General features: G+C 63.8%; 8 protein-coding genes. 2 read left to right on the forward strand and 6 right to left on the reverse strand.

Annotated features, from left to right (window positions below; all coding sequences use genetic code 11):
- Window positions 1-112: 112 nt before the first annotated feature.
- Window positions 113-1,549, forward strand: coding sequence for a hypothetical protein (locus tag J7359_RS08305; RefSeq protein WP_209056172.1), 1,437 nt, complete (start codon window positions 113-115; stop codon window positions 1,547-1,549).
- 10 nt (window positions 1,550-1,559) lie between these two features.
- Here the strand turns inward: J7359_RS08305 and J7359_RS08310 are convergent, their stop codons facing one another.
- The 5 genes from J7359_RS08310 to J7359_RS08330 form a co-directional block, all read right to left on the reverse strand.
- The gene (locus J7359_RS08310) at window positions 1,560-3,230 is read right to left on the reverse strand and encodes a formate--tetrahydrofolate ligase (RefSeq protein WP_209056173.1); all 1,671 of its coding nucleotides are present in this window, start codon (window positions 3,228-3,230) and stop codon (window positions 1,560-1,562) included.
- Between the two features lie 57 nt (window positions 3,231-3,287).
- The gene (locus tag J7359_RS08315; RefSeq protein WP_209056174.1) at window positions 3,288-3,713 is read right to left on the reverse strand and encodes a universal stress protein; all 426 of its coding nucleotides are present in this window, start codon (window positions 3,711-3,713) and stop codon (window positions 3,288-3,290) included.
- Window positions 3,706-6,534 (reverse strand): TRAP transporter permease, encoded by a 2,829-nt coding sequence (locus tag J7359_RS08320; protein ID WP_209056175.1) that lies wholly within the window; start codon window positions 6,532-6,534, stop codon window positions 3,706-3,708. Before J7359_RS08320 ends, J7359_RS08315 begins: the two co-directional genes overlap by 8 nt.
- A 96-nt stretch (window positions 6,535-6,630) precedes the next feature.
- The gene (locus J7359_RS08325; protein WP_209056176.1) at window positions 6,631-7,602 is read right to left on the reverse strand and encodes a TAXI family TRAP transporter solute-binding subunit; all 972 of its coding nucleotides are present in this window, start codon (window positions 7,600-7,602) and stop codon (window positions 6,631-6,633) included.
- A gap of 212 nt (window positions 7,603-7,814) precedes the next feature.
- Window positions 7,815-9,146 carry an aspartate aminotransferase family protein gene (locus J7359_RS08330; RefSeq protein ID WP_209056177.1) on the reverse strand — a complete coding sequence of 444 codons (1,332 nt, stop codon included), beginning with the start codon at window positions 9,144-9,146 and terminating at the stop codon, window positions 7,815-7,817.
- A 40-nt stretch (window positions 9,147-9,186) separates the two neighbouring features.
- Between J7359_RS08330 and J7359_RS08335 the strand changes: the two genes are divergently transcribed.
- Window positions 9,187-9,732, forward strand: coding sequence for a carboxymuconolactone decarboxylase family protein (locus tag J7359_RS08335; protein ID WP_209056178.1), 546 nt, complete (start codon window positions 9,187-9,189; stop codon window positions 9,730-9,732).
- On the opposite strand, the gene J7359_RS08340 is transcribed toward J7359_RS08335, so the two are convergent.
- Entirely contained in the window at window positions 9,711-10,307 is a 597-nt protein-coding gene (locus tag J7359_RS08340; protein ID WP_209056179.1) for a uracil-DNA glycosylase family protein, read from the reverse strand. The two genes, J7359_RS08335 and J7359_RS08340, sit on opposite strands and share 22 nt — an antisense overlap.
- Window positions 10,308-10,368 lie beyond the last annotated feature (61 nt).

The raw sequence follows: 10,368 nt of genomic DNA on the forward strand, positions 1-10,368 counted from the left end.
CGTCGATATTCGCTGCGACTGATCGTGCCGCCACCGATTTTGAAACTTGTGCGGTGATCAGGCCATGAACAAACGGGTTTGTATGCCACTTGATGCAACCTATCAGCAATTGATGCGCATGCTTGCCGCGCGTGGTCTGGATTGGACACGGCAGCGCGTCATGGACCTTCCCGATCCGCTGTCGCCGAATCATCCGGCGGCCGCACAGGTGGCGCAATTGGCGCGGCTTGCACCCGTTCTTTCAGGGCTGCGCGGGCACATGTCCCCGCTGGAAGACATCGCGGCCCGGCGGCTGTGTCCGGTCATGGTGCGCGAAGCATCCGAAAGGGGGCTGACCGGCAAGATGACTGCCACACTGCGCGAACTGATCGCGGCAGGCGAACTGGTTTCGGGCGATGATCCGGCCTGGCAGATGGCGCGGCTTGCGGTGGTGGATGATCCCGAGACCGACCTTGCCGACCGGCTGGCGCTGGCGGTTGAACCCATGCCCGAACTGATGGCCGAGGCCGAAGCCGCGATCTGCGCGCAGATCCCCCAAGAGGTGATCTGCGACGCGCGGATCTCGCGGTTTGCGCGGCTGCTGATGCAGGTCTATCGCTTTGGCGCGGCGCGTCCGCCCTTTGCGGATGCGCGCAGCTTTGGGCACGCCCATGAAAAGGCGCGGCGCTTTGCGGAATGGGCACGGCGGAAGGGGCGCGTTGTGGCCTTGGCCCAGTCGCTGGTCTGCCTGAGGTTGCTGGACCCCGATCATGACATGGCCGAGGATCTGTCCGAGATCATCTCAAGCCAGCGTCCGGACGGTTCGTTCCCCGAAAAGGTGGGTTTTTCAACCGCGGATCAGGATCTGCGGACCGGTCTTGAGGCGACGATGATCGTTCTGATCACGTTGCATCTGTGCGCCTATGGCGGGTGGCGACGTTCCCGCAGGAATGATCCGATACTGCGCCCGCTGACCCGGTCTCGCGACCGTCTTGCAGCCGCGATCGCACCACGCGTTGACGAATGGGTGCGGCGACAGAGACCGGCCGAGATGCTGGACCTTGCCGCTGCGCTGACGCGCGCGACGGGTGAGAACTGGTTCAATCGATGTGGTCTGACAGGCTATCGACCCGGACAAGCCGGGCTGACAAGGCTTGCGGGGTCCGTCTTCTGTGATGCGCATGCCGCGCGTCATGCCCGTCAGACGCTGGATCTGGAACAGGATTTTCCGACCGCGTGGCGCGACGACCCGGAACTGCGATGGCTGAACGGTGCCGCGGTCATGATGCGCCGGGACGATCCTGGTCGGATATGGTCGCGATGGAACGTCGATGATCTGGCCGTGCAGGGTGGCGTCTTCGACCGTTGCTGCCGTGATGCGTTGATATTTCCGCCGGCCACGCCCGACGCCGCGCTGCGCGGGGTGATCCGGGCGCATGGCCTGCAGATCTTGCGGATCGCTGAACGCCCCGACTCGGTGAACTTGCAGCAGGCTTCGACTTATCTGCGCCGGGCATGCATGATCGCTCAATTGTTCGAGCCGGCCCAACGACTGGCGGCTGCCGCCTGAGGCCCAGCCTTCAGAACAGGCCTTCCACCTGCCCGTCGCGGTCCAGCATGATCGTTTCCGCTGCCGGGTGACGGGGCAGGCCGGGCATGGTCATGATCTCGCCGCAGATTGCGACCACGAAGCCCGCACCGGCGTTCAGGCGCACCTCTCGGACCGGAATGACGTGCCCTTCCGGCGCGCCACGCAGCGAAGGATCGGTGCTGAACGAATATTGCGTCTTGGCGATGCAGACCGGCATGTCCCCATATCCGGCCATTTCCCACGCCTCAAGTTGCTGGCGGACACCTGCGGCCGGTTCGGCATGCCCGGCGCGGTAGATGCGGGTGCAGATGGTCTCGATCTTTTGCCACAGCGGCATCGCATCGGGATAGAGGGTGTGAAAATCGGCCTTTCCGCTTTCGGCCAGCCTGGTCACAGCATGCGCCAGATCCTCGGCCCCGGCACCGCCTTCGGCCCAGTGGCGGGCAATGACGGCTTCAACCCCGTGGTCGGTGCAGAAGCTGCGCAAGGCATCGGTCTCCGCGTCGGTATCGCCCGCGAAATGGTTCAGGGCGACGACGACAGGCAGGCCGAAGCCGTGCAGGTTCTCGATATGGCGGCCCAGATTGGCGCAGCCACGGACGACAGCCGCCGCATCCTCTTTCCCAAGATCGCTTTTGGACACGCCGCCATTCATCTTCAGTGCCCGGATCGTTGCGACCAGCACCACGGCAGACGGCGCAAGCCCGGCCAGTCGGCATTTGATGTCCAGGAACTTCTCTGCCCCCAGATCGGCGCCGAACCCCGCTTCGGTCACGACGTAATCCGACATGGCAAGTGCGGCGCGCGTGGCGATCACGCTGTTGCAGCCATGTGCGATATTCGCAAAGGGTCCACCATGCACCAGGGCCGGGTTGTTTTCCAGGGTCTGGACCAGATTGGGCTGCATCGCGTCCTTCAGCAGGACCGTCATCGCGCCGTCCGCGCCAAGATCGTGCGCCGTCACGGGGCGGCGGTCGAAGGTTTCTCCGATCACGATGCGTCCCAGCCGTTCCTGCAGATCGGCAAGATCACTGGCGAGACACAGGATCGCCATGACTTCCGAGGCGACGGTGATGTCGAACCCGGATTGGCGGGGAAAGCCGTTCGCGGGCCCGCCCAGACCCACGACACCGTCCCGCAGGGCGCGGTCGTTCATGTCCATCACCCGCCGCCATGTGATCCGGCGGGTGTCGATGTTCAGGTCGTTCCCCCAATAGACATGGTTGTCGATCATCGCGGCCAGCAGGTTGTGGGCCGAGGTGATGGCGTGAAAATCCCCCGTGAAATGCAGGTTCATGTCTTCCATCGGAACGATCTGTGCCCGGCCTCCGCCCGCCGCGCCGCCCTTCATGCCGAAATTGGGCCCAAGGCTGGCCTCGCGGATGCAGATTGTCGTGCGCTTGCCGATCCGGTTCAGCGCGTCCCCAAGTCCGACGGTCGTCGTGGTCTTGCCCTCGCCTGCGGGCGTCGGGTTGATGGCCGTGACCAGCACCAGCCGGCCTGAGGGGCGGCCGTTCAGTGAGGCGATGGCCGCATGGGTGATCTTCGCCTTGTCATGCCCATAGGGCAGGATGTCGGCTGGGGTAAGCCCCAGCCGTTCGGCGATCTCGGCGATCGGCAGCTTGGACGCCTGCCGGGCGATCTGGATATCTGTCATCATGCCGGGATCATTGCTGCGGCAGGCTGCTTGCGCAAGTATCGTTCGCAGAAGGCCAGACTAACGCACTATCATTACCGTCACCGGCGAATGCCGGACGACCGAGTTTGCGTGGCTGCTGATCAGGATGCTGCGCAGTTCGTCGGGCCTGTGGCTGGCCATGACGATCATGTCGGCTTTCACGTCGGCCGCGACCTTCAGGATCGTTTCCGATACATGGCCGTGGCCGACATGGACCGCCACCTTGCTGCCCGGCGGAAACTCGGCGTCGGCAAAGTTGTCCAGCGCCGCCTTCATTTCCTCAAGGGCCTTCACCTCGAACCCTTTGGGCAGGAATGTGGCGACCATGGAGCTGCCGATATCGGGCACGATCCCCAGCAGGTGAACCGTGCCGCTGTCGCCCGCCAGGCGCCGGGCCTGGGGCAGGGCCTTGGACCAGCTTGCCTCGTGCTGCAGGTCGATGGGAAGCAGGACATTCTCATGCATGGCTCAGCCCTTCCTCTTTGCGGCGCAGCTGTCCCTCGCCGGGACCGGCGCGGCGCCGCTGCAACCAGATGACAAGCGCAAGGATCAGCGCAGTCGGGATGTAGATCCAGTATTTCGACGGTGCCGCGGCCGGGGCACGGACCAGAAGAATCCGCTGATCCCAGTCAAGGCCCGCTGCCTGCGCGGGGCTGTCGAAGGCGACGTTGTCGATCATCACCTCGTCGCCGTTCTGGATCGTCTCGATCCCCAGCGCAGTCAACCGCTCCGCCCCGTCGGCACCCTCGGGCACCTCCAGCAGCGACGTGAACTCGATCGGTTCTCCGACATCGTTCAACCCTGCGACGCGCAGGCGCAAGGGATCGCCCGGGGCAGAGTCCGCTAATGCCTGTTCGAACTGCGTCGGCGGCAGGTCGTCATAAGGCGGATAGATATAATCCATGAAGAAGCCGGGGCGGAAGATCGCGAAGGCGATCAGCAGCAGCAAGGCGGATTCCCAGATCTTGTTGCGGGTGATGAACCATCCCTGCGTCGCGGCGGCGAACAACAGCATGGCGATCGTCGCCGTGACGAAGACGAAGATGCCGTGTATCCAGTCCACGTTGATCAGCAAAAGATCCGTGTTGAAGATGAACAGGAAGGGCAGGGCCGCTGTGCGCAGGCTGTAGAAGAACGCAACGACGCCCGTCCGGATCGGATCACCGCCCGACACGGCTGCGGCCGCGAAGCTGGCAAGTCCCACAGGTGGTGTCACATCGGCCATGATCCCGAAATAGAACACGAACAGATGCACGGCGATCAGCGGCACGATCAGCCCGTTCTGCTGACCCAGAGTGACGATCACCGGGGCCAGCAGGGCCGAGACGACGATATAGTTCGCCGTGGTTGGCAGTCCCATGCCCAGGATCAGCGACAGGATCGCGGTCAGGAACAGGATGGCCAGCAGGTTGCCGCCCGACAGCACCTCGACCACATCTGCAAGGGCCGAACCGACGCCCGTCTGGCTGACGGCACCGACGATGATGCCTGCGGTGGCGGTGGCGATGCCGATGCCGATCATGTTGCGCGCACCCGAGATCAGGCCGTCCGCCAGATCATTGATGCCCGAACGGAAGGCTGATGCGGTGGTTGCGTTGCCGGTCCGGTCCATGCCGCGCATCATCACCATCAGCGGACGCTGCGTCAGCAGGATGAAGATCATGAAGGCCGTGGCCCAGAAGGCCGACAGACCCGGCGACAGGCGATCAACCATCAGCGCCCAGACCAGCACGACGATCGGCAGCAGGAAATGCAGGCCCGAGCGGACCGTCGGTCCGGGCATCGGCAACTGCGTGACCGGTTCATTCGGGTCGTCCAGTTCCAGCGGCTCTTCCCGCGACGCGACGTAGAGCAGGCCGACATAGGCTGCGGTCAGCAGGGCGAACACGACCCAGATCGCGCTGGCGCCAAAGGTCGGGCGGATCCAGCCCATCGTGAATTTCAGCAAGAACGCCAGGATGCCGATGGCGACGATGCCGAACAGGAAGCCGATCAGGCGGCGCATCAGCGGCCCGGGCTCGTAGGCGCGGGGCAGGCCCTTCATGCCGGCCTTCATCGCCTCGAGATGGACGATATAGACCAGCGCGATATAGCTGATCGTGGCAGGCACGAAGGCGTGCTTGACCACGTCGAAATAGGGAATGCCGACATATTCGACCATCAGGAACGCGGCTGCGCCCATCACAGGCGGCATGATCTGACCGTTGACCGATGATGCGACCTCGACCGCGCCGGCCTTTTCAGACGAAAAACCCACCTTCTTCATCAGTGGAATGGTGAAGGTGCCGGTCGTCACGACGTTGGCGATGGACGACCCAGAGATCAGGCCGGTCATGGCCGAACTGACCACGGCGGCCTTCGCGGGTCCGCCGCGCATGTGACCCATCAGCGAGAAGGCGACCTGAATGAAGTAGTTGCCGGCCCCCGCCTTGTCCAGCAGCGCGCCGAACAGCACGAACAGGAAGACGAAGCTGGTCGAAACGCCAAGCGCGATGCCGAACACGCCTTCCGTGGTGATCCACTGGTGGTTCACGACTTCGGCCAGCGAGTTGCCCTTGTGGGCGATGATCCCCGGCATGTAGGGGCCGAGGAAGGTGTAGATCAGAAAGACCGAAGCCACGATCATCAGCGCCGGGCCAAGGCTGCGGCGCGTCGCCTCCAACAGCAGCATGATGCCGATCACGGCGACGACGTAATCCTGCATGATCGGCGCGCCGACCCGTGTGCCGATGGCGTCATAGAAGAAGTAGATGTAAAGCGATGAAAGCGCGGCCACGACCGCCAGCGCCCATTCCCAGGGCGGAACCCAGCTTTTGGGACTGCCCAGAAGAATTGCCGCGACCACCGCGGCGCCGATCACGGGCACCCACCAGACCGGCACGCCCGCCTTGGATCCGACCATGAACAGGATCGTCATCAGGACTGGAATGCCGACGCCCAGCACCATCTGGAACGGGGTTCGTTCGGCGGGATAGGCCATGTAGGCCAGGAACAATGCGAAGGCGAGGTGGATCGACCGTGTTTCGGTGTCGTTCAACACCCCGAAGCCGACCATGAAGGGGATGGGCGATGCGATCCAAAGCTGGAACAGCGACCAGCACAGCGCGGTGATCAGGATAAGCTTGCCGACACCTCCGGGCGGCGTCCGCGCGCCGGTGTCCGAAGACGCGACCAGTGCATCAAGCTCGGATTGTGACAATCCGCCATGGCCCGATGCCTCCATTTCGACGGCGCTCGCCTCGAACTGATCGTTCTCTTGGCGATTGTGCTTGTCATTATCGCTCATCGCGTTTCCCCCTGTTCATGGGATTGTTCTAGTTTTTTAGTTATCTTTACGCGCGAAGGGCGGCCGCGATGGGCCGCCCTTTGTCAGTCGACCGGATTATTCGATCCAGCCCTGTTCCTTGTAGTACTTCTCGGCGCCCGGATGCAGCGGTGCGCTGTTTCCTTCGGTCACCATCGCCTCGGGCTCGAGGTTGGCGAAGGCCGGGTGAAGGCCCTTGAAGCGGTCGAAATTGTCGAACACCGCCTTGACGACCTCGTACACCATGTCGTCGGGCACGTCGGCCGAGGTCACGAAGGTCGCCTTGACGCCGAACGTCTCGATGTCGTCGGCGTTGCCGGCATACATGCCGCCCGGGATCGTCGCCTTGGCGTAGTAGGGGTTGTCCGAGACCAGCTTGTCGATCGCCTCGCCGGTGACCGGGATCAGCTTGGCGTCCACGGTCGAGGTCGCTTCCTGGATCGAACCGTTCGGGTGGCCGACGGTGTAGATGATCGCATCGACCTTGTTGTCACCCAGCGCGGCAGACTGTTCTGCCGGCTTCAGTTCGGAGGCCAGCGAGAAATCGGACATCGACCAGCCAAGCGCGTCCAGCACCACTTCCATCGTGCCGCGCTGCCCGGAACCGGGGTTGCCCACGTTCACGCGCTTGCCCTTGAGATCTTCGAAGGTCTCGATGCCGGAATCGGCGCGGGCGACCACGGTGAAGGGTTCGGGATGGACCGAGAAGATCGCCCGTTCCTTTTCGAACTTCTTGTCGCCGCTGAATTCTTCGGTGTCACCCATATAGGCGTGATACTGCCAGTCGGACTGGGCGACGCCCATGGTCATGTCGCCGGCCTGAATCGCGTTGATGTTTGCAATCGAACCGCCGGTGGACGGTGCGGTGCACTTGATCCCGGTCGTTGCGGTATCGCGGTTGACGAGCCGGCAGATCGACTGGCCGACCACATAATAGACGCCTGTCTGGCCGCCCGTGCCGATGGTGATGAAACGCTCTTCCTGCGCCGCGGCGCCGGTCGCGCCCATGGCGAAGGCAGCGCCAATTAGGATCGGTTTGAACTTGCTCATGCAGCTAACTCCCTTGTCATGCGTTTTTCGCATAGATTCCCGCGCCAAAAAGCGCAGGTTAGGGCTACGGTAGCGCAGTGAACCGGTTTGGCAATCCCTAAAGCCGGGGCTTGGTAGAATTGCCTATTCGTCCTGTTATTTACGGCATGCTTATGACGGGCTGCCGTATTTCAGGGCGGCGGCGATGCGGCTGCCAGAGGATGCGGACGGCGTCAGCCGTCGCTGCCCAGAACGTCTTCCAGCGCAGCGGCAAGGCGATCCGTCAGCATCCCGATCTCGGCGTCCGAGATGATGAACGGCGGCGCCAGAAGCACATGGTCGCCGTGTTTCCCATCGATGGTGCCCGACATCGGATAGCAGATCAATCCGCGTGTGAAGGCGGCCTTCTTCAGCCTGGCCGCGACCTTCCGGGACGGATCGAACGGGGCCTTCGTCGCCCGATCCTCGACCAGTTCTATCCCGCGAAACAGCCCCCTGCCGCGGATGTCGCCGACATGAGGGTGCTGGCCAAAGCGTGCCTCAAGCGCCTGTTGCAGTGACGCGCCTTTCTTGCGCACCTGCGGCAGAAGGTCCCGATCCAGAATCGCTCGGACGACCGCAAGCCCCGCGGCCGTGGCGACCGGATGGCCGATATAGGTATGTCCGTGCTGGAAGAAGCCGCTGCCAGCGGCGATCGTGTCATAGATGGCCTTGCTGCACAGCATCGCACCGATCGGCTGATATCCTGCGCCCAAGCCCTTGGCGATACAAAGAATATCGGGTTCGACCCCGTCCTGTTCACAGGCGAACAGAGACCCGGTCCTGCCCATGCCGCACATCACCTCGTCAAGGATCAGAAGGATGCCGTATTCGTCGCAGATCTCGCGCACGCGCCGGAAATAACCCGGCGCGGGCGGCACAGCCCCCGCCGTCGCGCCGACCACCGGTTCGGCCATGAAGGCCATCACGCTGTCCGGGCCCAGGCGCAGGATCTCTTCGCGCAGGGCTTCGGCCGCGCGGACGCCGTATTCCTCGGCCGTTTCGCCATCGCCACGCTCGCGGTATTCGTAGCAGGGCGCGATATGGCTGACGTCCAGAAGCAGCGGCCCGAATTGCTGGCGCCGCCATTCATTACCGCCCGCCGACAGCGCGCCGATGGTGTTTCCGTGGTAGCTTTGGCGCCGCGCGATCAGGCGCGACCGCTGCGGCTGGCCTTTCTCGACCCAGTATTGCCGTGCCAGCTTGATCGCGGCCTCGGTCGCCTCGGACCCGCCGCTGACGAAATAGACCCGGTCCAGATCGCCCGGCGCGTGTTCGATCAGCAGATCTGCCAGTGCCTCGGCCGGTTCGCTGGTCAGAAAGCCGGTATGCGCAAAGGCCAGTCGGTCCAGCTGCGCCTTGATCGCGTCGGTCACTTCGCGGTCGCCGTGACCAAGGCAGCTGACCGCCGCGCCGCCCGATCCGTCCAGATAGCGGTTGCCTTGGGAATCGATCAGAAAGACACCTTCTCCGCCCACGGCAGTGGGCATTTCGGCGTGGCAATGGCGGGGAAAGACATGCGACATGGCGATATTCCTGAGTCTCTGGTCAAGAAAGGATGTCCCGATGGCCGAACAGTTTAAACCCCTGAACGACAGCGAGTGGCCCGAATCCGTTGCCGCGCTGCGCGATGGGTTCGCGGGTCGGCTGAACGTCTATCGGACGATGGCGCATCATCCCGCGTTGCTGGCCGCCTGGGCGCCCCTGCGTCAGCATGTCGTGCGCGACCGCGCGATGACGGATCAGCAAAGCGAGGTGGTCATCCTGCGCACCGGCCATCAGCTGCGATCCGATTACGAGTGGGCGCATCATGTCAGCCGGGGGCGCGCTGTCGGCATGACCGACGCGCGCATCGCCACACTGGCAGGCCCGCTGGACGGGATGGCCGACGAGGACCAGGTTCTTGCCGGCGCGGTGGATGAACTGATCGCGGATTCGCGCCTGTCCGAGACGGCGCGACGCGGCGTGATCGATCTGGTCGGTGCCGGCGGCATGTTCGATCTGATGGCCACGGTGGGCTTCTATTCGGTGCTGGGCTTCATCGCCAACAGTCTGGACGTGCCGGTGGACGCCGACATCGTCGCCGAGCTTCAGGCCCGTCCCGCCCCCTGATCCAGTTCGGCAGCCACCGCATCGCGCAGGGCGGGCAGCAGCTCGTCTTGAAACCACGGGTTGCGCCGCAGCCATGCGGTATTGCGCCAGGACGGATGGGGCAGCGGAAAGATGTCGGGCGCATGATCGCGCCAGTCCGACACCGTCCGCGTGACGTTTCGTGATCCCAGATGCCAACGCATCGCATGGCCGCCGACCAGCAATGTCAGTCTTGGCCGCAGCAGCCGCATGACGTGCGTCCGCCAAGTGCGCGCGCAGATCGCCGGAGGAGGCAGATCCGCACCATTGCCGTCATATCCCGGAAAGCAGAAGGCCATGGGAACGATCGCAACACGGTCGCGGTCATAGAATGTCGCCTCGTCCACGCCCATCCAATCGCGCAGCCTGTCGCCCGAACGATCCGTGAAGGGACGCCCGCTTTCGTGGACCCGTGCGCCCGGCGCCTGGCCAACGATCAGCAGTCGCGCGCCGGGCCGGAACCACACCACCGGCCGCGGATGATGCGCGGTGGCCGTGGCGGCAAAGCGGTCCGCGCACAGGCTGCAGCCGGAAATCTGGTCGGCGATCGTGGACATCCCTTTCATCTAGTGAAAATGCGGAATGAAAGAAGGGTGCCTTTCGCTGGATTTTCAGGCA

The sequence above is a fragment of the Paracoccus sp. R12_2 genome (assembly GCF_017744015.1).
Classification (GTDB): domain Bacteria; phylum Pseudomonadota; class Alphaproteobacteria; order Rhodobacterales; family Rhodobacteraceae; genus Paracoccus.

What these genes read in the sequence shown, in the direction of transcription:
- J7359_RS08305 (WP_209056172.1), top strand. Translation starts at nt 113, where the DNA reads ATGCGCATGCTTGCCGCGCGTGGTCTGGATTGGACACGGCAGCGCGTC.
- J7359_RS08310 (WP_209056173.1), bottom strand. Translation starts at nt 3,230, where the DNA reads ATGATGACAGATATCCAGATCGCCCGGCAGGCGTCCAAGCTGCCGATC.
- J7359_RS08315 (WP_209056174.1), bottom strand. Translation starts at nt 3,713, where the DNA reads ATGCATGAGAATGTCCTGCTTCCCATCGACCTGCAGCACGAGGCAAGC.
- J7359_RS08320 (WP_209056175.1), bottom strand. Translation starts at nt 6,534, where the DNA reads ATGAGCGATAATGACAAGCACAATCGCCAAGAGAACGATCAGTTCGAG.
- J7359_RS08325 (WP_209056176.1), bottom strand. Translation starts at nt 7,602, where the DNA reads ATGAGCAAGTTCAAACCGATCCTAATTGGCGCTGCCTTCGCCATGGGC.
- J7359_RS08330 (WP_209056177.1), bottom strand. Translation starts at nt 9,146, where the DNA reads ATGTCGCATGTCTTTCCCCGCCATTGCCACGCCGAAATGCCCACTGCC.
- J7359_RS08335 (WP_209056178.1), top strand. Translation starts at nt 9,187, where the DNA reads ATGGCCGAACAGTTTAAACCCCTGAACGACAGCGAGTGGCCCGAATCC.
- J7359_RS08340 (WP_209056179.1), bottom strand. Translation starts at nt 10,307, where the DNA reads ATGTCCACGATCGCCGACCAGATTTCCGGCTGCAGCCTGTGCGCGGAC.